This is a genomic window from Streptomyces sp. NPDC005485 (assembly GCF_040606085.1).
Classification (GTDB): Bacteria; Actinomycetota; Actinomycetes; order Streptomycetales; family Streptomycetaceae; genus Streptomyces.
In genome coordinates, this window is the sequence record NZ_JBEXDZ010000010.1 from 73,820 (window position 1) to 99,239 (window position 25,420).

Annotated in this window: 16 protein-coding genes; 10 read left to right on the forward strand and 6 right to left on the reverse strand. The window is 71.6% G+C overall.

Annotated elements, in window-relative coordinates; all coding sequences use genetic code 11:
* Nucleotides 1-99: 99 nt before the first annotated feature.
* Nucleotides 100-1,314: an Ig-like domain-containing protein gene (locus tag ABZS97_RS06150; protein WP_356134108.1), complete on the reverse strand. Its 1,215-nt coding sequence runs from the start codon at nucleotides 1,312-1,314 to the stop codon at nucleotides 100-102.
* Nucleotides 1,315-1,469: 155 nt separating this feature from the next.
* On the opposite strand from ABZS97_RS06150, the gene glgX reads away from it, so the two are divergent.
* Entirely contained in the window at nucleotides 1,470-3,755 is a 2,286-nt protein-coding gene (gene glgX / locus ABZS97_RS06155) for a glycogen debranching protein GlgX (protein ID WP_356134110.1), read from the forward strand.
* 24 nt (nucleotides 3,756-3,779) lie between these two features.
* Here glgX and ABZS97_RS06160 read toward each other — a convergent pair whose 3' ends face one another.
* The 4 genes from ABZS97_RS06160 to ABZS97_RS06175 form a co-directional block, all read right to left on the reverse strand.
* Nucleotides 3,780-4,424, reverse strand: coding sequence for a response regulator transcription factor (locus tag ABZS97_RS06160; protein ID WP_356134112.1), 645 nt, complete (start codon nucleotides 4,422-4,424; stop codon nucleotides 3,780-3,782).
* Nucleotides 4,414-5,685 (reverse strand): sensor histidine kinase, encoded by a 1,272-nt coding sequence (locus ABZS97_RS06165; protein WP_356134141.1) that lies wholly within the window; start codon nucleotides 5,683-5,685, stop codon nucleotides 4,414-4,416. Before ABZS97_RS06165 ends, ABZS97_RS06160 begins: the two co-directional genes overlap by 11 nt.
* Nucleotides 5,686-5,765: 80 nt before the next feature.
* Nucleotides 5,766-6,500, reverse strand: a complete 735-nt coding sequence (locus ABZS97_RS06170; RefSeq protein WP_356134144.1) for an ABC transporter permease — start codon at nucleotides 6,498-6,500, stop codon at nucleotides 5,766-5,768.
* A gap of 56 nt (nucleotides 6,501-6,556) precedes the next feature.
* Nucleotides 6,557-7,477, reverse strand: a complete 921-nt coding sequence (locus tag ABZS97_RS06175) for an ABC transporter ATP-binding protein (RefSeq protein WP_356134113.1) — start codon at nucleotides 7,475-7,477, stop codon at nucleotides 6,557-6,559.
* 205 nt (nucleotides 7,478-7,682) lie between these two features.
* On the opposite strand from ABZS97_RS06175, the gene ABZS97_RS06180 reads away from it, so the two are divergent.
* The 7 genes from ABZS97_RS06180 (at nucleotide 7,683) to ABZS97_RS06210 (ending at nucleotide 20,141) form a co-directional block, all read left to right on the forward strand.
* Nucleotides 7,683-9,515, forward strand: a complete 1,833-nt coding sequence (locus ABZS97_RS06180; RefSeq protein ID WP_356134115.1) for an ABC transporter ATP-binding protein — start codon at nucleotides 7,683-7,685, stop codon at nucleotides 9,513-9,515.
* Nucleotides 9,512-11,398, forward strand: a complete 1,887-nt coding sequence (locus ABZS97_RS06185) for an ABC transporter ATP-binding protein (RefSeq protein WP_356134120.1) — start codon at nucleotides 9,512-9,514, stop codon at nucleotides 11,396-11,398. The genes ABZS97_RS06180 and ABZS97_RS06185 overlap by 4 nt, the downstream gene beginning before the upstream one ends.
* Before the next feature lie 136 nt (nucleotides 11,399-11,534).
* The gene (locus ABZS97_RS06190; protein WP_356134122.1) at nucleotides 11,535-13,265 is read left to right on the forward strand and encodes an ABC transporter ATP-binding protein; all 1,731 of its coding nucleotides are present in this window, start codon (nucleotides 11,535-11,537) and stop codon (nucleotides 13,263-13,265) included.
* 26 nt (nucleotides 13,266-13,291) lie between these two features.
* Entirely contained in the window at nucleotides 13,292-15,097 is a 1,806-nt protein-coding gene (locus ABZS97_RS06195; RefSeq protein ID WP_356134146.1) for an ABC transporter ATP-binding protein, read from the forward strand.
* A 440-nt stretch (nucleotides 15,098-15,537) separates the two neighbouring features.
* Nucleotides 15,538-17,583, forward strand: a complete 2,046-nt coding sequence (locus tag ABZS97_RS06200) for a M4 family metallopeptidase (RefSeq protein ID WP_356134124.1) — start codon at nucleotides 15,538-15,540, stop codon at nucleotides 17,581-17,583.
* Between the two features lie 311 nt (nucleotides 17,584-17,894).
* Entirely contained in the window at nucleotides 17,895-19,550 is a 1,656-nt protein-coding gene (locus ABZS97_RS06205) for a M4 family metallopeptidase (protein WP_356134126.1), read from the forward strand.
* Nucleotides 19,551-19,622: 72 nt separating this feature from the next.
* Complete coding sequence (locus tag ABZS97_RS06210) at nucleotides 19,623-20,141, forward strand: DUF1990 domain-containing protein (RefSeq protein WP_356134128.1); 519 nt, start codon at nucleotides 19,623-19,625, stop codon at nucleotides 20,139-20,141.
* A gap of 21 nt (nucleotides 20,142-20,162) precedes the next feature.
* Here the strand turns inward: ABZS97_RS06210 and glgP are convergent, their stop codons facing one another.
* Nucleotides 20,163-22,781: an alpha-glucan family phosphorylase gene (gene glgP, locus ABZS97_RS06215; protein WP_356134148.1), complete on the reverse strand. Its 2,619-nt coding sequence runs from the start codon at nucleotides 22,779-22,781 to the stop codon at nucleotides 20,163-20,165.
* A gap of 362 nt (nucleotides 22,782-23,143) precedes the next feature.
* Here glgP and ABZS97_RS06220 point away from each other — a divergent pair, with 362 nt between their 5' ends.
* Together ABZS97_RS06220 and ABZS97_RS06225 are read left to right on the forward strand one after the other, a co-directional pair.
* Complete coding sequence (locus ABZS97_RS06220; protein ID WP_356134130.1) at nucleotides 23,144-24,346, forward strand: S8 family peptidase; 1,203 nt, start codon at nucleotides 23,144-23,146, stop codon at nucleotides 24,344-24,346.
* A 245-nt stretch (nucleotides 24,347-24,591) separates the two neighbouring features.
* A partial coding sequence (locus tag ABZS97_RS06225; RefSeq protein WP_356134133.1) for a maltotransferase domain-containing protein occupies nucleotides 24,592-25,420 on the forward strand: 829 nt, incomplete at its 3' end.

Genomic DNA, 25,420 nt, shown 5'->3' on the forward strand with positions numbered 1-25,420 from the left:
CCTGCGGCGATGGATCCCCGGGATTGTCACTGTTCAGTCCCAACTTGGGCCGTGTGGGGGCGTGCCCGACTCACCCCGGGGGCGTACCCCTATGTCGGGCTACTTCACCGCGCCGCCCGCTTTCCACTCCTTCCACCCCATGTTCCATCCTCCGAGGCCGTTGTCGGGAGCGACCTTTTTGTCATTGCTGTGGACCACCTCGACGACGTCGCCGATGAGGCTGCGGTCGAAGAACCAGCCCGCGGGCTGCTCCGAGCTGCCGCCCTTGACGTCCTTGAGGCCCACACAGCCGTGGCTGACATTGGTGTTGCCGAAGCTGCTGGGCGCCCAGTAGTTGCCGTGCAGGAAGGTCCCGGAGTCGGTCAGCCGCATCGCGTGGGGGACGTCCGGGATGTCGTACTCACCGCCGAAGCCGACCGTGCGGCTGTTCATACGGGTCACTTCCAGCATCTCGGTGACCACCATCTTCCCGTTGTACGTGGTGGTCTTCGGGGCGCCCGCCGTGATCGGCACCGTCGCGAGGAGGTCGCCGTCGCGGCGCACCTGCATCGTGTGCGCGGCGGCGTCGACGAGGGAGACCTGACTGCGGCCGACGGTGAACGAGAAGGACTTGTACTGAAGTCCGTAGACCCCGGGCGCGCCCTCCACGTCCCGCAGCCGCAGCCCGACGGTGACCTCGGTGCCGGGCTTCCAGTACGTCTCGGGCCGGAAGTCCAGGCGCTCCTTGCCGAACCAGTGCGGGAGGATCTCGACGGCGGGCTTCGCCGTCACGTGGATCGCGCGCTCGACGGCGGCCCGGTTCTCGATCTCCCGGTTGAACTCCAGTGAAACGATCATTCCGGTGCCGACGGTGGAGCGGTTCTCGGGGGTCACGTACCCGATGAAGCGCTCGTCCGGGACGTATGTCGTGAACGTCGTGTGCCGTGCCGAGCGCCGCCCGTGTCCGTCGAGGGCCACCACGTCGAGGGTGTACTTGGCGGCGAGCGCCAGCCGCCCTGCGTCGGGCTGCCAGCTGAGTCCGTCGTCGGAGATGCGGCCGGGCACCGGGGAGTCCTGGGCGTCCTGGGACCGCACCGCCTTCACGGACTCCAGGCGGCCGCTGGGCACCCGTACCCTGAGCCGCTCGTCGGGGCGTACGGCCCTGCTGCCGTCGTCCGGCGAGACGCGGATGACGTCCTCGGGTGCGCGGGGCTTGCCGAGTACCTGGTCCATCCCGTCCGACGTGCAGCCGGCGGCTCCGGCCAGCAGGGCGGCCCATGTCAGTGCGGCGGCCAGCGCCGCCCCTGCGCGCCGCGCGCGCCTCTGTGCGTCCATCACACAGGGCCCAACGACCATGCACCTCTGGGGAAACGTGAGTGCGAGCCAAGGTCTGGGCAGAACAGTGGGGAGGACGACGCGAAGGGGAGCCGCGGCCGGGACGCCGTACGCCCCCCTTCGAGCCGTTCCACCGAGCCGCAGGAGGCTGACAGGTGTCGAGCGCAGCCAAGCAGGAGGCAGTTCAGGAAGGGGCGGTCCCGGAGCAGGCGGTCCCGGAAGGGTCGGCTCCGGGCGGCGGGGCGTCCGCGCGCCCCGCCGCCGTGCTGAACGGCGCGCACCCTGCGGAGCCGTCCGTGGCGGTGTGGCCGGGGGCCCCGACCCCGCTCGGGGCGCGCTTCCGTGTCGGCCCCGACGGCGTCGCGGGCACCAACTTCGCGCTGTGGGCGGGCGGCGCGGAGGCGGTGGAGCTGTGCCTCTTCGACGAACTCGGCGTGGAGAGCCGGGTTCCGCTGACCGAGCTGACGCACGAGATCTGGCACGGCTTCGTGCCGGGGAGCATGCCGGGGCAGCGCTACGGCTACCGGGTGCGCGGCCGCTGGGACCCGTGGACCGGCGCCCGCTGGAACCCGGCGAAGCTGCTTCTCGACCCGTACGCCCGTGCGGTGGACGGCGACTTCAGTCTGCCGCCCGAGGTGTACGGCCATGTGCGCGACTGGCCCCAGCAGCAGGTCGCGGACACCGTGCGCGACGACCGGGACTCCGCGCCGTACGTCCCCAAGGGTGTCGTCGTGCACGATGACGACGACTGGTCGGACGACCGCCGCCCCAAGACGCCGTGGGCGGACTCGGTGATCTACGAGATGCATGTGCGCGGGTTCACCAAGCTGCACCCGGGGATTCCGGAGGAACTGCGCGGCACCTACGCCGGGTTGGCGCATCCGGCGGCCGTCGAGCACCTCGTGAGGCTCGGTGTGACGGCCGTCGAGCTGCTTCCGGTGCATCAGTTCGCCCACGAGGACCATCTGTTGCGCAAGGGGCTGCGCAACTACTGGGGCTACAACTCGATCGGCTACTTCGCCCCGCACGCGGCCTACGCGGCGTCCGGGACGACCGGCCAGCAGGTCGGCGAGTTCAAACGCATGGTGCGCGCCCTGCACGCCGCCGGAATCGAGGTCATCCTCGACGTGGTCTACAACCACACGGCGGAGGCCGGGGAGTTGGGGCCGATGCTGTCGCTGCGCGGCATCGACAACCGGGGCTACTACCGGCTGCAGTCGGACGCGCGCAGGTACGCGGACTACACGGGCTGCGGCAACACCCTGCATGTCGTCCAGCCGCACGTGCTGCGGCTGATCACCGACTCGCTCCGGTACTGGGTGACGGAGATGGGGGTCGACGGTTTCCGTTTCGACCTGGCGGCGGCGCTCGCGCGGTCGATGCACGACGTCGACATGCTCTCCCCCTTCCTCGCCGTCATCGCCCAGGATCCGGTACTGCGCCGGGTGAAGCTGATCGCGGAGCCCTGGGACGTGGGCTCGGGCGGCTACCAGGTGGGCGCGTTCCCACCGCTGTGGACGGAGTGGAACGACCGCTACCGCAATGCCGTACGGGACTTCTGGCGGGGTGCGCTGCCGGACGTACGGGATCTCGGGTACCGCCTGTCGGGGTCGAGCGACCTGTACGCGTGGGGCGGTCGGCGGCCGTACGCGTCGGTGAACTTCGTGACGGCCCACGACGGCTTCACCCTGCGCGACCTCGTCTCCTACGAGCGCAAGCACAACGAGGCGAACGGGGAGGGCAACCGGGACGGCACGGACGACAACCGGTCGTGGAACTGCGGGGTCGAGGGCGAGGCGGACGACGAGCGTGTACGGGCCCTGCGCCGACGGCAGTTGCGCAACCTGCTGACGACTCTGTTGCTGTCGACCGGGGTGCCGATGCTGGTCGCGGGCGACGAGCTCGGGCGCACGCAGCGGGGCAGCAACAACGCGTACTGCCAGGACAACGAGATCAGCTGGGTCGACTGGAGCCTGCTGGAGGAGCCGGGCTGGCGTGCCCTGTTCGACCTCACCGCCCGGCTGATCGAGCTGAGGCACCGTCATCCGGTGCTGAGGCGGCGGGCGTTCTTCTCGGGGCGGGCCCACTCGGCGGACGGGCTGCGGGACCTGGCGTGGTTCACGGCGCGGGGCACGGAGATGACGGAGCGGGACTGGTACGCCCCCGCCGGCACGCTCGGCATGTACCTCTCCGGGCGGGACATTCCCGGCCGGGACGCGCGGGGCGCGCCGATTCTCGACGACAGCTTCCTGGCCGTCCTGCACGCCGGGGACCGGCCGACCAGCTTCGTTCTGCCGGGGCCGCCGTGGGCGGAGCGGTACGAGGTGGTCGTCGACACCTCTCAGGAGGAACAGGCGGCGGCGCCGGGTCTGGTGCACCGGGCGGGGGCGACGGTCACGGTGCCGGCGCGGGCGGTGCTGCTGCTGCGGGTGGCGGACTGAGCGCGGCGGGGAGCGGCTCCCGGATCAGCCCAGGATGCCCCGCTCGTACGCCACCGCCACCGCGGCCGCCCGGTCGCTGACGCCCAGCTTCGCGTACAGATGGGTGAGATGGGTCTTCACGGTCGCCTCGCTGATGAAGAGTTCGCGGGCGATCTCGCGGTTGGACGTGCCCTTGGCGACCAGGGCGAGGACCTCGCGCTCGCGGGCGGAGAGGGACTCGTTGCCGGGAGCCGCGGGAGCGCGGACCGCGGAGACCAGCCGGGAGGCGACTGCCGGGGAGAGGACGGTGCGTCCCTGGGCCGCCGCGCGGACGGCGGTGAACAACTCCTCGCGCGGGGCGTCCTTGAGCAGATAGCCGGTGGCGCCCGCCTCGATCGCGGGGATCGTGTCGGAGTCGGTGTCGTACGTGGTGAGGACGAGGACCTTCGCACGGGCGCCCGTGCGCGTCAGCCGGGCGATGGCGTCGACCCCGCCGCCCCCCGGCATGCGCAGGTCCATCAGGACCACGTCCGGGTCGAGGGCCGCGGCCCGCTCGACCGCCTCGACGCCGTTCGACGCCTCGCCGAGCACCCGGAATCCGGGCGCGGCCTCGAACATGCCGCGCAGACCGTCCCGTACGACGGGATGGTCGTCTACGACGAGCAGGGTGATCACAGGGTCATCCGTCATGGCGGACCAACGGTACGCGAGCCGACACCGCCGTGCCGTGCCCCGGTTCCGACTCGACGGTGAGCGCGCCCGCGATGCGCTCGGCGCGGGCACGCATGCCGTCGAGGCCGAAGCCGCCGCTGCCGGTGCGTGCGGGGACGGCGAGCGGGTCGAAGCCGCGGCCGTCGTCGCGGATGTCGAGCAGGACCTCCTCGCCCATGAAGGACAGGGTGACCCCGGCGCGGGTGGCGGCCGCGTGCCGCCCGGCGTTGGACAGGGACTCCTGGGCGATGCGCAGCAGGGTCGCGGAGACCTCGTCATGGAGCTGTTCGGCCGTGCCGGTGACGGTGAACTCGGCGCGGACGCCGGTGCGTTCGCCCCAGGCGGCGACCGTCTTGCGGAGCGCCTCGGGCAGGCCGTCGGAGGCGAGCGCCACGGGGGCGAGGTTCTGTACGGAGCGGCGGGCCTCGCCGAGGCTGTGCCGGGCGAGGTCGGCGGCGCGGTCCAGGTGTTCCCGGGCGTCGGCCGGGTCGGGGGTGCCCGCGACGACCTGGAGCTGGGCGATGATCCCGGTCAGGCCCTGCGCGATGGTGTCGTGGATCTCGGCGGCGAGGCGGCGGCGTTCGTCGGCGACCCCGGCCTCCCTTGCCTGGAGGAGGAGTTGGGCGTGCAGTGCGGCGTTCTCGTCGAGGGCCTGCTGCAACGCGGCGTTGGTGCGTTCGAGTTCGGCGATGGTGGAGGTCTGGACGCGGGCGTGCTCGTCGTCCTGGGCGGCCAGGCGGCTGAAGACGGCGAGCAGGCCGACGTTGACGCCGAGCACCAGGCAGAAGCCGAGCCACATCACCCAGCCGTGCGGGGGCATGCCTCCGACCTGGGACCCGGACATGGTGACGGCCGTGGCGAAGAGGCCCGCCTTCACCAGGCGCGGGCGCAGCAGCCGGCTGACGTCGTAGTACCCGGTGACGGCGTAGAAGGCGAAGAACGGGTTGAGCCAGCACAGGGCGAAGCCGAAGGCCCAGCGGACGCCGTAGTAGACGGCGCCGGCCGCGGACGGGCCCGGCCGGCTCCGGGCCGCCCTGTCCCACACCAACTGCAGGGCGAGGGCCGCGAGCACAAGGACGGTGGCCGCGTACGCCTCGGCCGTGGCCATGCCGACCGCGCCGGCCGAGACGACGGCGGCGAGGGCGCCGATGCCCAGGAGTCCGTACGGTCCCCAGCGGTGGAACGCCGCCCGCCGAGCCCCGCTCCCCGTGTCGGCGGCCCTGACCGCGATGCCGGGCATCGACATCGCGACCGCGGCAGCCCCCGTGCCGCCCGCCCCTGCCTCGTCCGTCATGGCCCCAGTGTCGTGCACGGCCTGGCTCACTCCCAGCGGAACCAGCGCGTCGCCGCGCCGGACAGCAGCAGGATCCACATCACGAGCACGCCCAGGTGGGTCCAGCCCGGCCAGTGCCCTGCCGCCGCCTGGTTCAGGGCCTCGGCCGCGGCCCCGAACGGTGTGCAGCCGACGATCCGGGCGAGGGTGTGCGGCATGGCCTGCACCGGCAGCCACACGCCCGCGCAGAACATCATCGGGAAGAACACGGCCGACCCGATCGCGCCCGCGATCTTCGTCGTGCGGGACAGGGCGGAGATCACCGAGCCGAGCGCGAGGGCGACCAGCACCGCGAGCAGGAGGGCCAGCGCGTAGCCGAAGGGCTGCTTCGGCAGGCGTACGTCGAAGGCGAGCCGGCCGACGGCGAGGGCGAGCAGCGCGGACACCAGGGCCGCCCCTCCGTAGAGCACCATCTGCGCGCTCAGCAGGGCGCTCGGCCGTACGGGCGTGGCGGACATGCGGCGCAGGATGCCGCGCTCGCGGTAGCCGGTGAGCGTCTGCGGCATCGACTGGAGTCCGCCCATGATCAGGCCGAGCAGCACGGCGACCGGGACGTACGCGTCGACCGTGCGCAGCCCGCCGAGGGAGGAGTCGGCCTCGCGGAAGGACGGGATGGAGCCGAGGATCGCCAGCAGGAGGGTGGGGAACAGCAGGATCCAGAAGAGGGCGCCGGGTTCGCGGCGGAAGAGCCGGACCTCGGTGCGCAGAACGGCGGGGTTCAGTGCGGGTTTCAGTGCAGGTTTCGCGGCGGACTTCGGGGCGGTTTTCACCAGGGTGCTCATGCTGCGGTCTCCGTCAGGTCGAGGAACGCGTCGTCCAGCGTGGCGTCGGTGACGCGGAGCTGGTGGGCGGTGATGCGGTGGCGGGCGAGCAGCGTGAGGACCGCGTTGACCGTCTCGTCGGTGCCGGACAGGGTGAGGCGGCCCTCCTTGTGCTCGACGGACGCGAGGGCGGGGAGCGCGTTCAGGTCACGCTCGTCCAGCGGCGCGGACGGCGTGAAGCTGATGACCGTGGAGCCCGCCGAGCGGCGGATCAGCCCGGCCGGGGTGTCCAGGGCGGCGACGCGCCCCTGGTCGATCACGGCGATCCGGTCGCACAGGCGCTGCGCCTCCTCCATGAAGTGCGTGACGAGCAGGACGGTGACACCGCCGGCGCGAACGTCCTCGATGAGCTGCCAGGTGTCACGGCGGGCCCGCGGGTCCAGGCCGGTCGTCAGCTCGTCGAGGACGACGACCCGGGGACTGCCGACGAGGGCGAGCGCGATGAACAGGCGCTGTTTCTGGCCACCGCTGAGCTTGCCGAAGCGGGTGCCCAGCCGCGCGGTGAGGCCTAGGCGTTCGGCGAGGGGACGCCAGTCGGCCGGGCGCGGGTAGAAGGAGGCGTAGAGCTCCAGCGCCTCGCCGACGGTGAGCTTCGCCTGGAGCTCGCTCTCCTGGAGCTGGGCCCCGAGGACGCGGGCGACCTCCTCGTGGTCGGCGACCGGGTCGAGGCCGGTGACGCGGACGCGGCCCGCGTCGGGGACGCGCAGGCCCTCGACGCACTCGACGGTGGTGGTCTTGCCGGCGCCGTTCGGGCCGAGGATCCCGAAGATCTCGCCCTCCTCGACGGCGAAGGAGACGCCGTCGACGACGGCCCGGCCGCCGTAGGACTTGCGCAGGCCGCTGACTTCGATCACGGATGTGGCTGGTTTGACGGACATGCTTCGAGGGTCCCGTCGAGGCGGGGCCCGGCACATCGCCCATCGCGCTGGAGACCGCATCAGCCGATCGGTTGATGCGGCGGTACGACCCCGCGAAGGCAGTCGTACGACCCCTCGAACGCGCAGGTCGTAGGACCGACGGCCGATCCCGGTCCGGCCAAAACTCGCTGGGCGTTGTCAGTGCCGATCCGTAGGCTCGCCCGTGATGCCCACGACACGTGCAACCACCAAGGACCACTCCGCCGTACGGACGCTGCTGCGCCTGTGGCCGTATGTGCGGCCGGTGCGACTGCGGCTGTTCGCCGCTGCCTTCGTGGCGGTGGTCGCCTCGTGTCTGGGTCTGGTGATTCCGCTCGTCCTGAAGTGGCTCGTGGACGGACCGGTGGCCGACCGGGACACCGGGGGCATCTGGCTGGGCGCGCTGTATCTGCTGCTGCTCGGCTTCGGGGAGGCGCTGCTGTTCGGTCTGCGGCGGTGGCTGGTGGCACGGCCGCTGGCAGGCGTCGAGGCGGGGATGCGGGCGGATCTGTACCGGCATCTGCAGCGGCTGCCGGTCGCCTTCCACGACCGGTGGGCGTCGGGGCAGTTGCTGTCGCGCGGCATGACCGACCTGATGCTGCTGCGGATGTTCCTCGCCTTCCCTCTTACGTTCCTGCTGGTCAACGCGGTGACGATCGTGGTGGGCGTGGCCATCATGCTGTTCCAGGACTGGACGCTCGGGCTGGTGATCCTGGGGCCGGGCATCCCCGTGATGATCATGTGCTCGCTGTTCGAGGGGCGGTACGCGACGGTGGCCCGGCGTGCCCAGGACCAGGTGGGCGATCTGACGACGGTCGTCGAGGAGAGCGTGCTCGGCATCCGGATCATCAAGGGGTTCGGGCAGCACCGCAGCCAGGCCCGCGCCTTCCGGGACCTGTCCTCGACGCTGCGCGGCACGGAGTTCGACAAGGCGCGGCTGCTCGCCGTGATCTGGGCCGTCATCGTCACCCTGCCGGAACTGGCCATCGGCGCCGCTCTCGTCCTCGGCACCGTCCAGGTCGCCGACGGCGACCTCTCGGCCGGCACCCTGGTGGCCTTCCTCTCCACCGCGCTCGCCCTGCGCTGGCCCATCGAGTCCATCGGCTTCCTGCTCGCCATGAGCCAGGAGGCGGCGACGGCGACGGAGCGGTACTTCGAGGTGATGGACGAGGAGCCGGAGTCGGCGGACGCCCCGACGGCGCACGCACCCGTCCTCGTCGCGGACGCCCCGACCGCGCAGGGACCCGTGGCAGGCACGGCCGCCGCCGCCGCGGACGGCGGACTCCGGTTCCACGACGTCCGGTTCCGCTACCCCGACGCTCCCGCCGACGCGCTCCCCGTCCTCGACCGCATCGACCTGCACGTCCGCCCCGGCGAGTCGATGGCCCTGGTGGGCGCGACCGGCAGCGGCAAGACGACGCTCACCGCGCTCGTCCCCCGGCTGCACGAGGTGACGTCGGGCCACATCACCCTGGACGGCGTGGACATCACGGCGATGCCCCGGGCGGCCCTGCGCGAACTCGTCGCCGTCGCCTTCGAGGAGCCCACCCTCTTCTCGGCCACCGTCGGCGAGAACGTCCTCATGGGCGCGCCTCACTCCGCGGGCGAACCGGAGCTGGAGCGGGCGCTGGCCGTCGCCCAGGCCGACTTCACGCACACGCTGCCGCAGGGCACGGCCACCCAGGTCGGCGAGCAGGGCCTGAGCCTGTCCGGCGGCCAGCGCCAGCGTCTGGCCCTGGCCCGGGCGGTCGTCGGGCGCCCCCGCTTCCTCGTCCTGGACGACCCGCTCTCCGCGCTGGACGTCCACACCGAGGCCGCGGTGGAGGCCGCGCTGCGCCGCGTGCTGGCCGAGACGACCGCCCTGATCGTGGCCCACCGCCCGTCCACCGTGCTGCTCGCCGACCGTGTGGCGCTGCTCTCCGGCGGCCGTGTCGCGGCGGTCGGCACGCACCAGGAACTGCTGCGCACCAACGCCGAGTACGCCTGGCTGATGTCGGGCACCGAGGAGGACGACCGATGACGGCGCCGACGACGACCGCGCCGGACAAGGACCCGGACAGGAACACCGGCGACGGCGGCGGCAAGGGGCGGGCCGGGCAACCGGCGGATCACCGCGACCCCTTCGACCACGACGATCTCCCCACGCCCCCGGGCGCGACGGCCGCGCTGCTGCGCTCCCTGCTGGCCCCGCTGCGGGCCCGCGTCGTGCTCACGACGGTGCTGCTCCTGGTCCAGCAGGCGGCGGTGCAGCTGGGCCCGCTGCTGGTCGCGTACGCCATCGACCGCGGCGTACCCGCGTTCCGCCGTGACGACCACGGTCCGCTGATCGCGGTCGGGGTGGCGTACGCGCTGTGCGCGGTGCTCTCCGGGGCTCTGCAGTACGCGTTCATCCTGGCGTCCGCGCGGGTCAACCAGGACGTGCTGCTCGATCTGCGCGGCCGGATCTTCCGGCACGCGCAAGCCCTGAGCATCGACTTCCACGAGCGCTACACCTCGGGCCGGCTGATCTCCCGCTCCACCGCGGACGTCGAGTCGCTGCGCGAGCTCCTCAGCGAGGGCCTGCAGGAACTCGTCATGGTCATCCTGTCCTTCGTCTACATCTCCGCGATGCTGCTCTGGCTGGACCTGGGCCTCGGTGCGGTGGCGGTGGCCTCGTTCGTGCCGCTCCATCTGCTCATCCGCCTCTACCGGCGCCGCGCGGCCAGGATCTTCCTGCTGCGGTCCACCGCGATCGCGGCGGTCATCGTGAAGTTCGCGGAGACGATGAACGGCATCCGCCCGGTGCGCGCGTTCAGGCGCGAAGCGGCCAACGACGCGGACTTCCGCGTACTGAACCAGCGCCACGAACGCGTCAACGGCGACTCTTTCCTGGAGATGGCCCGCTATGTCACCAGCTCCCGCCTGGTCGCCAACGTGGCGGTGGCGGGCATCGTGCTGTGGGGCGCCTACCGGGTGGCGGACGGCTCGCTGGAGCTGGGCGTCCTGGCGGCGGCGGTGCTGTATCTGCGCCGGCTCTACGACCCCATCGACCGCCTTGCCATGTTCCTCAACTCCTACCAGTCGGCGGCGGCCTCGCTGGAGAAGATCGCCGGGCTGCTGGCCCAGACGCCGTCGGTCCCGGAGCCTTCCGCACCGCGCCCGCTGCCCGCCCTGGAGTCCGAGCACCCGGGCCGGGGGGTGGTGTTCGACGACGTCCGCTTCGCCTACCGCACCGGCGGCGAGGTCCTCCCGCGCTTCTCCCTCACGCTGCCCGCCGGGCAGACCGTGGCCGTCGTCGGCTCGACGGGCGCCGGCAAGTCGACGCTCGCGAAGCTGCTGGCCCGCTTCTACGACCCCTCCGAGGGGCGGGTCCTGCTCGACGGCGTCGACCTGCGCGAGCTGTCGGTGCCCGAACTGCGGCGCGGTGTGGTGATGGTGACGCAGGAGGCGTTCCTGTTCTCCGGCACGGTCGCCGAGAACATCGCGATCGGCCGCCCCGACGCGTCCCGCGAGGACATCGAGCAGGCGGCCAAGGCGATCGGTGCCCATGACTTCATCAGCTCGCTGCCCGAGGGCTACGACACCGACGTACGCAAGCGGGGCGGCCGCATTTCGGCGGGTCAGCGCCAACTGGTCGCGTTCGCGCGGGCGTTGCTCGCCGACCCGGCGGTCCTGATCCTCGACGAGGCGACCAGCTCGCTGGACATCCCCGGTGAACGGGCCGTGCAGCGCGCCATGCTGACGGTGCTGCGCGGCCGTACAGCGGTGGTCATCGCGCACCGGCTGTCCACGGTGGAGATCGCGGACCGGGTGCTGGTCATGGAGCACGGCCGGATCGTCGAGGACGGCAGCCCGGACCGGCTCATCGCGGACACCGGCAGGTTCGCGGACCTGCACCGGGCGTGGCGGGACAGCCTGGTCTAGGGGGTGTTTTGAAAGTCCTGTGCGGTGCCCGCGGTGTGCGTGCCGGGCGCCGTGGGTGCTGTGCGGGACTTTCAAAACACCCCCTAGCAGCGGGGAGGCAGCGGACGCAGACCTGAGTGGGGCGAGGGAGCTCAAAATGATTGACGCGTACGGGGATCCAGGTACCCCGGACTGCCGCGGTGGCGGCCGGTATCTGTGGTGGCTGGTCACCCGGCAGCCGGGCCGCGCCGCGGCCGGGGCGCTGCTCGGCAGCACCTGGCTGGTGCTGATAGCGGTGGCGCCGTACCTGCTGTCCCGGGCGATCGACGACGGTCTGGAGCCGGGCGACCAGACGGCGCTGGCCGGCTGGACCGCCGCCCTGGTCGGTGTCGGCGCGTTCAACGCCTGGCTGAGCATCATGCGGCACCGCACGATGACCCGGGTCCGGATGGACGCCAACTTCCGCACGGTGAAGGTCGTCGTGGGGCAGTCGGTCCGGCTGGGCTCCGCGCTGTCGCGCCAGGTCGGGGCCGGGGAGGTCGTCACGATCGGCGTGGGCGACGTCCAGACCATCAGCCAGGCGCTGACCGTCGTCGGCCCGGGCGTCGGCGCCGCCGTCTCCTACCTCTTCGTCGCCGCTCTGCTGCTCTCGGTCTCGCCGCTGCTGGCCGGCGTCATCCTGCTGGGCCTGCCCGTGGTCGTCGTCGTGGTGGGCCCGCTGATGGGACGGCTGCAGAACACGGAGACGGCGTACCGCGAACGACAGGGCGTGCTGACCGCACGGATCGGCGATCTCGCGGGAGGACTGCGGGTCCTCAACGGACTCGGCGGCAAGGGGCTGTTCGCCGACGCCTTCCAGCGGGACTCGCAGCGGCTGCGGGTGCAGGGGTACCGGGTCGGGGCGGTGACCAGCTGGATCCAGGCGCTGGGTGTCGGGCTGCCGACGGTGTTCCTCGCCGTCGTGACCTGGCTGGCGGCCCGGCTGGCCGCCCAAGGTGACATCACCGTGGGCGAGTTGGTGTCGGTGTACGGCTATGTCGCGGTCGTGGTGCCGATGGTGGCGTTCTTCATCGAGTTCGGTTACCAGCTCAGCCGCGGCGTGGTGGGGGCGCGTCGGGTCGTACGGTTCCTGCGTCTTGAGCCCCTGGAGGACAGCGGCACCCGGGACGCACCGGCCGAGCCCGCCGCGCTGCACGACCCGGAGTCCGGGGTGCGGGTGCTGCCCGGGCGGCTGACCGCGCTGGCCGGTGCCCGTCCCGCCGAGTCCGCGGCCGTACTCGACCGCCTCGGCCGGTACGCGCCGACGGCGGTGACCTGGGGCGCGGTGCCGCTCGACGAGATCGCCCTGCCACAGCTGCGCGAGCGGATCCTGCTCGCGGACCACGACGCCGACCTGTTCGCGGGCCCGCTGCGCGAACTGATCGGCGGGCGCCGGGAACCCGCCGAGGACGACCTCGTGCGCGCCGTGCACGCGGCGGTCGCCGACGACATCGTGCAGGGCCTGCCCGACGGGCTCGACGCGGTCATGGACGCGCAAGCGCGCAACCTCTCCGGCGGCCAGCGCCAGCGCGTACGGCTCGCCCGGGCGCTGCTTGCCGACCCGGAGGTGCTGCTGGCCGTCGAGCCGACCTCGGCGCTCGACGCCCACACGGAGGCCACGGTCGCGGACCGGCTGCGGGCCGCGCGCAAGGGACGTACGACCGTCGTCACCACCACCTCCCCGCTGGTCCTCGACCGGGCGGACACCGTGCACTACCTGGTCGACGGCAAGGTCGCCGCGAGCGGCAGCCATGCCCGGCTGCTCGCCGAGGAGCCGGGATACCGCGCACTGGTCGCACGGGACGAGGACGCCGAGACCGCCGAGACCGCCGAGGAGGTCGTACGGTGACGCCTGCGACGCAGCTGCCGAAAGAACTGTCGGGAGAACGCTCGGGGCAGTTGCCCGTCGCCGAGCAGGCCGACGTGCGGCGGGCGGCGCTCAGGCTGATCCGGGCCGACCGGCGGGCGTTCCTCGCCGTGCTCGGGCTGAACGCGCTGGCGGCCGGTGCCGGTCTCGCCGGGCCGTGGCTGCTCGGGCGGATCATCGACGACGTCCGGGCCGGCGGGGGCGTCGGCGCCGTGGACCGGCTGGCGCTGGTGATCCTGCTGTGCGCGCTGGTGCAGTTGCTGCTGGCGCGCTGGGGCCGGTATGTCGGGCACCGCTTCGGTGAACGGACGCTGGCGCGGGTGCGCGAGCAGTTCGTCGAGCGGGCCCTCGCGCTGCCCGCGTCGGTGGTGGAGCGGGCCGGCACCGGCGACCTGACGGCACGCGGCACGGCCGACGTCGTCGCCGTCGGCAGCACCCTGCGCGACGCCGGGCCCGAGCTGCTCATCGCCTCCGTGCAGGCGCTGTTCATCCTCGGCGCGGTCTTCGTCATCAATCCGCTGCTGGGCGGCTGCGGGGTGGTCGGCCTGGTCGGGATCTGGATCGGGCTGCGCTGGTATCTGCGCCGGGCACGCGCCGGGTATCTGGCGGAGGGCGCGGCCGTTTCGGACGTCGCGGAGATCCTCGCGGCCACCGCCTCCGGGGCCCGTACGGTCGAGGCGTTCGGGCTCGGGGAGCGCCGGGTGGCCGCGAGCCGGGAGGCACTTGAGACATCCCGGCGTACGCGGCTGTACACGCTGTTCCTGCGCAGCGTGTTCTTCCCGGCCGTGGAGGTCTCCTATCTCGTCCCGGTGGCGGGCGTGCTGCTGCTCGGCGGCGCACTGCACGCACGGGGTGCGATGAGCCTGGGCGAAGTGGTCGCGGCCGCCCTGTATCTGCGCCAGCTCAGCGATCCGCTCGACAGAATCCTGATGCGGGTCGAGCAGTTGCAGAGCAGCGGCGCCTCCTTCGCCCGGGTGGAGGGACTGGCCCGGGCGCCGCGGGCCGAGGCCGCCGACGCGCCGGTGCCGCAGGACGACCGGATCGACGTACGCGGGGTGCGGTACGCCTACGACCGCGGGGGCGAGGTCCTGCGCGGGATCGACCTGACCGTGCGCCCCGGGGAACGGCTGGCGCTCGTCGGCCCGTCCGGGGCGGGCAAGACCACTCTGAGCAGGCTGCTGTCGGGCATCGACCGGCCGACCTCGGGCACCGTGACGGTGGGGCGGGTGCCGGTCGCCGATCTGGACGCCGAGCAGTTGCGCCGGCAGGTCGTGCTGGTCACCCAGGAGCACCATGTGTTCCTCGGCACCGTCCGCGAGAACCTGCTGATCGCCGAACCGTCCGCCACCGACGCCGAGTTGTGGGCGGCTCTCGCCGCCGTCGACGCCGCCGGGTGGGTGGCCGAGCTGCCGGACGGCCTGGACACCGTACTGGGCTCGGGCGGGCCCGCCCCGGAGTCCGGCACCGGGCGGCCGGGCGGAACGCCGGTCACGGACGGCTCGCAGGCCCAGCAACTCGCCCTGGCCCGCGTCGTGCTGGCCGACCCGCACACGCTGATCCTCGACGAGGCGACGGCCCTGCTGGACCCGGCGACCGCCCGCCACACGGAGCGCGCGCTGGCCGCCGTCCTCGCGGGCCGCACCGTCATCGCCGTCGCGCACCGTCTGCACACCGCGCACGACGCGGACCGTGTGGCCGTGATGGAGGACGGCCGCCTCACCGAACTCGGCACGCACGACGACCTGGTGGCCGCGGACGGCGCGTACGCGGCGCTGTGGCGCTCGTGGCACGGGGACGGTCACGCGTACGACTGAAGCCAAGGACCGCGGTCGGGTGTGCGTCGTCACACCCGGCCGTACTCGTTGCCCCTCGCACCCCGGCCACCCCGGTGGACAACTCCCGTCACACCGCGGCGCCCCGCCGGCCCCTGCGTCGACGCGCTTCCGCCCCCGTCCGACTTGGGGATTGTTCAACTCTGTGCGTACGCCGGCCAACAAGTCCGTATACCGAACATGACTCCCCGGACAACGGACCAATTCTGGCCAACATGTTGATGCGGTCCTGACAGACGATGCAATCTCCTGCCACTCTTCCCACGGCCACTCCACAGCAACCTCACAGTCCCATCGCTGTGCCGTGTCCGCTCCACCCCATGCACCTGTTTCTGCGTACTTCCCTGTTGTGCCCGGACGGGTCACCCTCCGTTCGGTCTCCCCTGGCCGCGCGACCCGCGGCCACGCAGAAGGAGTCAGTGTTGAGCAGCAGTTCCTCCCACAGACGCACCTCCCACACCACCCAGCGCCGCATCGCGGGCGTAGCCCTCGTCGGCGTCACCGCCCTGCTGGCCGCGGCCGTGCAGTCGGGCGCCGCCAGCGCCGCCCCGGCACAGGCACCGTCGGCGGGCAAGATCAACCCCGGCGCCGTCGCCATGAAGCTCACCCCCTCGCAGCGCGCCGAGCTGATACGCGACGCCAACGCGGCCAAGGCGGACACCGCCAAGGACCTGGGCCTCGGGGCGAAGGAGTCGCTCGTCGCCCGTGACGTCATCAAGGACGCGAACGGCACCGTCCACACCCGCTACGAGCGGACGTACGCCGGTCTCCCGGTCCTCGGCGGCGACCTGGTCGTCGACACCGCCAAGTCCGGCAGGACCGGGCACGTCTACAAGGCGACGAAGGCCGCCATCAAGGTCGCCTCGGTCAAGCCGCAGATCACCGCCGCGAAGGCGGAGAAGCAGGCGCTGACCGCCGCGAAGGCCGCGGGCTCCAAGTCCACCGACGCGGACCGCGCGCCGCGCAAGGTGATCTGGGCCGGCAACGGCACCCCGACCCTGGCCTACGAGACCGTCGTCGGCGGACTCCAGGACGACGGCACCCCCAACCAGCTGCACGTCATCACCGACGCCGCCACCGGCAAGAAGCTCTTCGAGTACCAGGGCATCAAGAACGGCATCGGCAACACGCAGTACAGCGGCCAGGTCTCGCTGACGACGACGCAGTCGGGCTCCACGTTCACGCTGAACGACGGCGCGCGCGGCAACCACAAGACGTACAACCTGAACCACGGGACGTCGGGCACCGGCACGCTGTTCTCGCAGTCCAGCGACACGTGGGGCAACAGCACCACGTCGAACGCCGCGACCGCGGGCGCCGACGCGCACTACGGCGCCGCGGAGACGTGGGACTTCTACAAGAACACCTTCGGCCGCAGCGGCATCAAGAACAACGGCGTGGGCGCGTACTCCCGGGTGCACTACGGGAACGCGTACGTCAACGCGTTCTGGGACGACGGCTGCTTCTGCATGACCTACGGCGACGGCTCCGGCAACGCCGACCCGCTGACCTCGCTGGACGTGGCCGGCCACGAGATGAGCCACGGTGTCACCTCCAACACCGCGGGCCTCAACTACAGCGGTGAGTCCGGCGGTCTGAACGAGGCCACCTCGGACATCTTCGGCACCGGCGTGGAGTTCTACGCGGCCAACTCGACCGACGTGGGCGACTACCTCATCGGCGAGAAGATCGACATCAACGGCGACGGCACCCCGCTGCGCTACATGGACAAGCCCAGCAAGGACGGCGGCTCCGCCGACTCCTGGTACTCGGGTGTCGGCAACCTCGACGTGCACTACTCGTCGGGTGTCGCCAACCACTTCTTCTACCTGCTGAGCGAGGGCAGCGGCGCCAAGGTCATCAACGGCGTCAGCTACAACTCGCCCACCTCCGACGGTCTGCCGGTCACCGGCATCGGCCGCGACAAGGCTCTGCAGATCTGGTACCGCGCGCTCACCACGAAGTTCACCTCGACCACCAACTACGCGTCGGCCCGCACGGGCACGCTGGCGGCGGCGGGCGAGCTGTACGGCACCACGAGCGCCGAGTACACGGCCGTGCAGAACGCGTGGGCGGGCGTGAACGTGGGCTCGCGTCCCGGCGGTGGTGGCGGTGGCGGTACGTCGTTCGAGAACACGGCCGACGTATCAATTCCGGACAACGGAGCGGCGGTCACCTCGTCGATCACGGTCAGCGGCCGCACCGGCAACGCACCGACCAACCTCGCGGTCGCGGTGGACATCATCCACACCTGGCGCGGTGACCTCGTCGTCGACCTGGTGGCCCCCGACGGCTCGGTGTACAACCTGAAGGCCTTCAGCTCCTCCGACTCGGCGGACAACGTCCAGACGACCTACACGGTCAACGCTTCCTCCGAAGTCGCCAACGGTGCCTGGAAGTTGAGGGTCCAGGACAAGGCGGCACAGGACACCGGCTACATCAACAGCTGGAAGCTGACCTTCCCGTAAACCCTGAACGACGGGGTTTCCCGCAAGGCACAGGACAGGGCGCCGTCCCGGAGGTTCAACTCCCCGGGGCGGCGCCCTCTTTGCCATGCCCTGGCCGTGCCTTGGTTGCCGCTTTGCCAGGACCGAACCGTCTCCGTGTGACCCCCAATTCTTCACCCAGACGTCGATTTTCAGCCAAGATCTGGTCGGGGTCATGACATTTATGTGCCTCCGATGTCACTCTTCCACCGCACGGCTCACCCGCACCGCAACTTCACACCGTCCGTACGGCTACCCCACGTTGTCCGGACGCCCCCACACGAGGAGCTTGCGTGACTCAGTTCTACGCGCGTCACAAGCGCACCACTCTGGCCATCGCCACTGCTGTCGCAGCCGGAGCCCTGCTCGCCACCGGTATGACCACCGGTGCATCCGCACAGAACGCCGCCTCCCCCTCGGGCAGCACCAAGCTCGCCGGTGCCCCGGTATCGCTGTCCACGGCGGCGCGCACGTCCCTGATCCAGCAGGCGCAGGCCAACACGGCCGCGACGGCTCAGGAGATAGGCCTCGGCGCCAAGGAGAAGCTGGTCGTCAAGGACGTCATCAAGGACGCCGACGGCACGGTGCACACGCGGTACGAGCGCACGTACGCTGGTCTCCCGGTCCTCGGCGGCGACCTGGTCGTCCACCAGAAGCCGGGCAAGACCGAGACCGTGACCAAGGCGACGAAGAAGACCATCAAGGTGGCTTCCCTCAAGCCGCAGGTCACCGCCGCCAAGGCCGAGAAGCAGGCCCTGACCGCGGCGCAGGCCGCGGGCTCGGCGAAGACCGCCGCGGACGGCGCACGCAAGGTGATCTGGGCCGGCAACGGCACCCCGACCCTGGCCTACGAGACGATCGTCGGCGGACTCCAGGACGACGGCACCCCCAACCAGCTGCACGTCATCACCGACGCCGCCACCGGCAAGAAGCTCTTCGAGTACCAGGGCATCGAGACCGGCTCCGGCAAGAGCCTCTACTCGGGCACGGTCACCCTCAACACCACCAAGTCGGGCACGACGTACCAGCTGACCGACGGCACCCGCGGCGGCCACAAGACGTACAACAAGTCGCACGGCACCAGCTCGTCGGCCGGCACCCTGTTCACCGACGCGGACGACGCCTGGGGCACCGGCACGGCCTCCAGCTCGGCCACGGACCAGACCGCGGCCGTCGACGCCGCGTACGGCGCGCAGGAGACCTGGGACTTCTACAAGTCCACGTTCGGCCGCAGCGGCATCAAGAACAACGGTGTGGCGGCCTACTCCCGGGTCCACTACGGCAACGCGTACGTCAACGCGTTCTGGGACGACAGCTGCTTCTGCATGACGTACGGCGACGGCGAGGGCAACACCGACCCGCTGACCTCGCTGGACGTGGCCGGCCACGAGATGAGCCACGGTGTCACCGCGAACACCGCGGGCCTGGACTACTCGGGCGAGTCCGGTGGCCTGAACGAGGCGACCTCGGACATCTTCGGCACCGGCGTCGAGTTCTTCGCCAACAACGCCTCCGACAAGGGCGACTACCTCATCGGCGAGAAGATCAACATCAACGGCGACGGCACCCCGCTGCGCTACATGGACAAGCCCAGCAAGGACGGCGGCTCGGCGGACTCCTGGTCCTCCTCCGTCGGCAACCTGGACGTCCACTACTCGTCCGGTGTCGCGAACCACTTCTTCTACCTCCTCTCGGAGGGCAGCGGCGCCAAGACGATCAACGGGGTCAGCTACAACTCCCCGACGTCCAACGGCTCCACGGTCACCGGCATCGGCCGCGACAAGGCCCTGCAGATCTGGTACAAGGCGCTGACGACATACTTCACGTCGTCGACCAACTACAAGGCCGCCCGTACCGGCACGCTCTCCGCGGCGAGCGCCCTGTACGGCTCCACCAGCACCGAGTACAAGGCGGTGGCGGCGGCCTGGTCCGCGGTCAACGTCAGCTAGTCACTGCCTGACCGACGCCAGGGCGGTACCCGGAGCGAAGGCAACTCCGGGTACCGCCCTAGGCTGTCCCCCATGCTCTCCCCGGACACCCCCTTCAGCTACGAGGACGTGGGCGCCACCCGCGACGGCCGCTGCCCGCCCGGGTTCCACCCCCTCCACGTACGTACGCGCATCGGCGAGGGCGAGAAAGTCTTCCGTACGGCGGCCGACGCCGTCCTGACCTGGGAGATGCACCGCGCGATGGGCGTCGGCATCTCCGCGGACGCCGACAGGGCGGCCCCCGGCGTCCACGTCACCGTCGGCCTCGGTCCCCTCATCAAGGCCCCCTGCCGCATCGTGTGGACGGTGGAGGAGTACCGCCGCGCCGGCTGGGCCTACGGCACCCTCCCCGGCCACCCCGAATGCGGCGAGGAGGCCTTCGTCGTCGAACGCACCGGCGACGGCACGGTCTGGCTCACCGTCACCGCCTTCAGCCGCCCCGCCAAGTGGTACGCCCGCGCGGCGGGCCCGGCCACCCGCGGCCTCCAGCACGCGTACGCCCGACGGTGCGGGGCGGTCCTGCGGAAGCTGTGCGCGCCGTACGAGGAGTAGGTCACAACGGGGCAGGCCCCCTCACCGCAGCAGAACCCCCGCCCCCTCCCCCGTCTCCTCCGAAGGCACCGCCACCAGGCCCAACTCCGCGCCGGAGGCGAGGAGTCGGTGGGTCGGGAGGATGCGGACCGTGTAGCCGAAGGGGCCGGTGCGGTCCAGGGACAGGGGGCCCTCGTAGATCCAGCGGCCCTCCGCGTCCGGGCCGCCCGCCGGTTTCAGCGGGACGCAGCTCGCGTCGGCGATGCCGTCGTCGGAGTCCACGCGGCCGGAGACGGCCTGGACCTCGACGTCGTCCGGGACCAGTTCCCCGAGGCCGACCCGCACGTGCAAGGACAGGGTGGTGCCGAGTTCGGCGGTGGTCGTGGCGACGGACGCCTCCACGTGGTCGACCTTCACGTGGTGCCACGCATCGCGCACCCGTGCCTTCCAGCCGGCCAGCTCGCGGGCGGTGTCCGGGGACAGGGCGCGATGGGCGTGGGCGGCCGGGGCGTACAGGCGCTCCACGTATTCGCGGACCATGCGGCCTGCCAGCACCTTCGGGCCCAGGTGGGTCAGCGTCTGGCGGACCATCTCGATCCAGCGGTCGGGCAGGCCGCCCTGGCCCTGTTCGTAGAAGCGCGGGGCGACGCGCTGTTCCATCAGGTCGTAGAGGGCCGCGGCCTCCACGTCGTCGCGGCGGTCGTCGTCCGTGGCCGTGCCGTCCGCCGTCGGGATGGCCCAGCCGAAGTCGGGCTGGAACCACTCGTCCCACCAGCCGTCCAGGACGGAGAGGTTCAGACAGCCGTTGAGCGCCGCCTTCATTCCGCTCGTCCCGCATGCCTCCAAGGGCCTGAGCGGGTTGTTGAGCCAGATGTCGCAGCCGGGATAGAGCTTCTGCGCCATCGCCATGCCGTAGTCGGGCAGGAACACGATCCGGTGGCGTACGCGCGGGTCGTCGGCGAACCGGACCAGCTCCTGGATCAGGCGCTTGCCGCCGTCGTCCGCCGGGTGCGCCTTGCCCGCGACCACGATCTGGATCGGGCGCTCGGGGTGCAGCAGCAGATCCATCAGGCGGTCGCGGTCGCGCAGCATCAGTGTCAGGCGCTTGTAGGAGGGGACGCGGCGGGCGAAGCCGATGGTGAGGACGTCCGGGTCCAACACCCCGTCGATCCAGCCCAGTTCGGCCGTTCCCGCGCCGCGCTGGCGCCAGGAGGCGTGCAGGCGTTCGCGCACCTCCACCACGAGCTGTTCCCGCAGGACGCGGCGCAGGTCCCAGATCTCCTGGTCGGCGATGTCCGCCACCGCGTCCCAGCGGTCCGAGGCGCCCACCGTCATCGCGTCCTCGGTGCGCTGCGCGCCGATCTGCCGGGCGCCGAGCCGGAAGACCTCGGGCGCCACCCAGGTCGGGGCGTGCACCCCGTTGGTCACGGAGGTGATCGGCACCTCCTCCGGGTCGAAGCCCGGCCAGAGCCCGGAGAACATCTCCCGGCTGACGTGACCGTGCAACAGGGAGACCCCGTTGGCGCGTTGGCCCAGCCGCAGCCCCATCACCGCCATGTTGAAGAGGTTGGGCTCGCCTCCCGGGTAGGTCTCCATGCCCAGCCGCAGGACGCGTTCGACGTCGATGCGCGGGAGTTCGGCGTCGGCGCCGAAGTGCCGGGCCACCAGCTCCCGGTCGAAGCGGTCGATGCCGGCGGGGACGGGGGTGTGCGTGGTGAAGACAGTGCCCGCCCGGACCGCCTCCAGGGCGGCATCGAACTCCAGCCCCTCGTCGGCCAGTTCGGCGATACGCTCCAGGCCCAGGAATCCCGCGTGCCCCTCGTTGGTGTGGAACACCTCGGGCTGGGCGTGGCCGGTGAGACGGCAGTACGTCCGCACCGCCCGCACTCCTCCTATACCCAGCAGCATCTCCTGCAGCAGCCGGTGATCGCTGCCGCCGCCGTAGAGCCGGTCGGTGACGCCGCGTTCGCCGAGGTCGTTCTCCTCGACGTCGGAGTCGAGCATGAGCAGTGGGACCCGGCCGACTTGGGCCAGCCAGACGCGGGCGTGCAGCGCGCGGCCGCCGGGCAGCGCCAGGGAGACCTGGGCGAGGGTGCCGTCGAGTTCGCGCAGCGGGGCGACGGGCAGTTCGTTGGGGTCGAGGACCGGATAGTGCTCCTGCTGCCAGCCGTCCCGCGACAGGGACTGACGGAAGTAGCCGTGCCGGTAGAGCAGCCCGACGCCGATCAGGGGGACACCCAGGTCGCTGGCCGCCTTGAGATGGTCTCCGGCGAGGATGCCGAGGCCGCCCGAGTACTGCGGCAGCGCGGCGGTGATGCCGAACTCGGGCGAGAAGTAGGCCACGGCGGCGGGGAGTTCGGCGGTCTGGTTCTGGTACCAGCGGTCGCCGCTCACGTAGTCGCGCAGGTCGTCGACGGCCGCGCCGAGCCTGCGCAGGAAGCGGCGGTCCTCCGCGAGCTCCGCGAGGCGCCCGGTGGACACGCTGCCGAGCAGCCGTACGGGGTCGCCGTCGGACGCGGCCCAGCGCTCGGGGTCCACGGACTGGAAGAGATCGCGTGTCTCGGCATGCCAGGACCAGCGGAGGTTGCGTGCCAGGTCACTGAGCGGGTGAAGGGCTTCGGGGAGTACGGGACGTACGGTGAGTCTGCGGATCGCCTTCACAGCGGCCACCTTCACAAAGGACGTACGCGGCAGTGCGGTGGAGAGCCTGCGGGACAGGCTCTGAGGGGCGCACCTCGTCGTACGCCCTTCGTCCCTACGACGGTAGCGGCGCGGGCGCGGATCCAACTACGGCGCATCGACTCCGTGCCTCCCCGGCTTGAGCACCGCTGCGGTGACTTCGGCGGAAAACTGCCGCAACCCTCACGTGTACCGCATGAGCGATATGGCTGATTCCGCCCTCCTGTGCGTTCTTGTGGTGCTTCACACCGCACGAGAGGCTGCCCAGTGGCGGACCGGACCGCGCAGGCCGGACGTGGCGAGACGCGGCCGTCGTACGCCTGTCGAGGAGGGGAACTCAAGCCATGGCACGGACGCGAGAGAGGCGTCTGCGCTGGGCGGGGGGCCTTGTCGCCGTCATGACGGCTGCGGCACTTTCGGCCATCACCCTGCCCGCGCACGCCGCCCCGGAGGGGCAGATACTCGGCGCCGGCGATCCCGGTTCCGTCAGCGGAAGCTACATCGTGACACTCAAGGGGAGTACGAAGGCCCCGTCGAAGACGGGCAGGAGCATCGCCGCCACGTATGGGGCGAGAATCAGCCACACCTACGGCACGGCCCTGAACGGCTATGCGGTGAGGGTCGACGAGCGGCAGGCGCGGCGGCTCGCGGCGGACTCCCGCGTGGCCTCGGTCGCCCAGGACACCCGGGTGGTGCTGGACCACTTCCAGAAGAATCCGCCGTCCTGGGGCCTGGACCGCATCGACCAGCCCGGCCTGCCGCTCGACAAGGGCTACACATGGCCCGAATCAGCGGGCGCCGGTGTGACGGCGTACGTCATCGACACCGGCATCCGGATCACCCACAAGGACTTCGGCGGCCGGGCGAGCTACGGCTGGGACTTCGTCGGCAACGACAGGACGGCCAAGGACGGCAACGGGCACGGCACGCATGTCGCCGGCACCATCGTCGGCACGAAGTACGGCGTGGCGAAGAAGGCCAAGGTGGTCGCGGTCCGCGTCCTGGACAACGCGGGCTCGGGCACGACCGCGCAGGTCATCGCGGGCATCGACTGGGTGACCCGGCACGCGCACAAGCCCGCGGTGGCGAACCTGAGCCTGGGCGGCTACGCCAACCTCCAGCTCGACGCGGCGGTGCGCAACTCGATCGCGTCGGGGGTCACCTACGCCGTCGCGGCCGGCAACGACGGGCTGCCGGCGGGCCTGTATTCACCCGCCCGGGTCAAGCAGGCCCTCACGGTCGGCGCGAGCGACAAGGCGGACCGGCGGGCGGCCTTCTCCAACACGGGTGCCTCGCTCGACCTGTTCGCGCCGGGCGTGGCGATCACGTCGGCGTCGTACACGAGCGACACCGGGAAGGCGACCTTCTCCGGTACGTCGATGGCGAGTCCGCACGTGGCGGGCGCGGCCGCGCTCTATCTGGCGGGCCATCCCCGGGCGGCACCCGCCGACGTCGGCAAGGCTCTGGTAAAACATGCCGTCACAGGGAGAATTTCGGACGTCGGTCCCGGCTCGCCGAACAAGCTCCTCCAAGTCGGCAACCCATAGCGGGGCGGGCCACCGAGGCGCCCGGGCCGCGCAGGTCAGCAGCCCCGGATGAACGGATGTGACATGTATCGGCCTCGTCCTCACCGGGCGAGGCCGGTCTTGTGTGTAGACATACGCGTGAGTAGTTAACAAAGTGCCGGAATGCGCACCCGCATAGGGTGGGAAGGCTCCCCCGGTACGCCCCGCAGGCCCCACCTCCCCACACCCTCATCCGCCCACCCACGTTGATGCGGACAGGAGCGGTCATGCCCGCAACGCACCACTCGTCGTCACCCCCGACGCGCACCCCGGCCCCCGCGGCCGGTACCGACGAACCGGCCAGGTCCGGCACCGAGGTACCAGCGAGGACCGGCATGTCCGACACCATTCCGATACGACGGGCCGACACCGGTCCCCCCACCTCCTCGGCACCCCCTGCGAGCAGCGGCGACGCCGTGGGGCGTATCCCGGTCCTCGATGTCCGGCCCGTCGTCCAGCACGGACGGCGGCCCGCCAAAGCGGTCGTCGGCGAGGCCTTCGAGGTCTCCGCGACGGTCTTCCGCGAGGGGCACGACGCGGTCGCCGCCAACGTCGTCCTGCGTGACCCGGACGGCCGCCCCGGCCCCTGGACCCCGATGCGCGAACTGGCCCCCGGCACCGACCGCTGGGGCGCCACCGTGTCCGCGGGGAAGGAGGGCCGCTGGACGTACCGGGTCGAGGCGTGGGGCGATCCGGTCAGCACCTGGCGCCACCACGCGGGCATCAAGATCCCGGCGGGGATGGACACGGAACTGGTCCTGACGGAGGGCGCACGCCTGTACGAGCGGGCGGCGGCCGGGGTGCCCAAGGGCAAGGGGCGCCGGGACACGATCCTCGCGGCCGTGGACGCGCTGCGCGACACGGGCCGCCCTGCCGCGGCCCGGCTGGCCGCCGCTCTCACGCCCGAGGTGAACGAGGTCCTCGCCCGCCATCCGCTGCGCGACTTCGTCACGTCGTGCGAGCCGATGCCTCTGCTGGTGGAGCGTGAGCGGGCGTTGTACGGCGCCTGGTACGAGTTCTTCCCGCGTTCCGAGGGAGCCGTGGTCGAGGAGGGCA

What these genes read in the sequence shown, in the direction of transcription:
- ABZS97_RS06150 (WP_356134108.1), bottom strand. Translation starts at nt 1,314, where the DNA reads ATGGACGCACAGAGGCGCGCGCGGCGCGCAGGGGCGGCGCTGGCCGCC.
- ABZS97_RS06160 (WP_356134112.1), bottom strand. Translation starts at nt 4,424, where the DNA reads ATGACGGATGACCCTGTGATCACCCTGCTCGTCGTAGACGACCATCCC.
- ABZS97_RS06165 (WP_356134141.1), bottom strand. Translation starts at nt 5,685, where the DNA reads ATGCCCGGCATCGCGGTCAGGGCCGCCGACACGGGGAGCGGGGCTCGG.
- ABZS97_RS06175 (WP_356134113.1), bottom strand. Translation starts at nt 7,477, where the DNA reads ATGTCCGTCAAACCAGCCACATCCGTGATCGAAGTCAGCGGCCTGCGC.
- ABZS97_RS06180 (WP_356134115.1), top strand. Translation starts at nt 7,683, where the DNA reads ATGCCCACGACACGTGCAACCACCAAGGACCACTCCGCCGTACGGACG.
- ABZS97_RS06185 (WP_356134120.1), top strand. Translation starts at nt 9,512, where the DNA reads ATGACGGCGCCGACGACGACCGCGCCGGACAAGGACCCGGACAGGAAC.
- ABZS97_RS06190 (WP_356134122.1), top strand. Translation starts at nt 11,535, where the DNA reads ATGATTGACGCGTACGGGGATCCAGGTACCCCGGACTGCCGCGGTGGC.
- ABZS97_RS06210 (WP_356134128.1), top strand. Translation starts at nt 19,623, where the DNA reads ATGCTCTCCCCGGACACCCCCTTCAGCTACGAGGACGTGGGCGCCACC.
- ABZS97_RS06220 (WP_356134130.1), top strand. Translation starts at nt 23,144, where the DNA reads ATGGCACGGACGCGAGAGAGGCGTCTGCGCTGGGCGGGGGGCCTTGTC.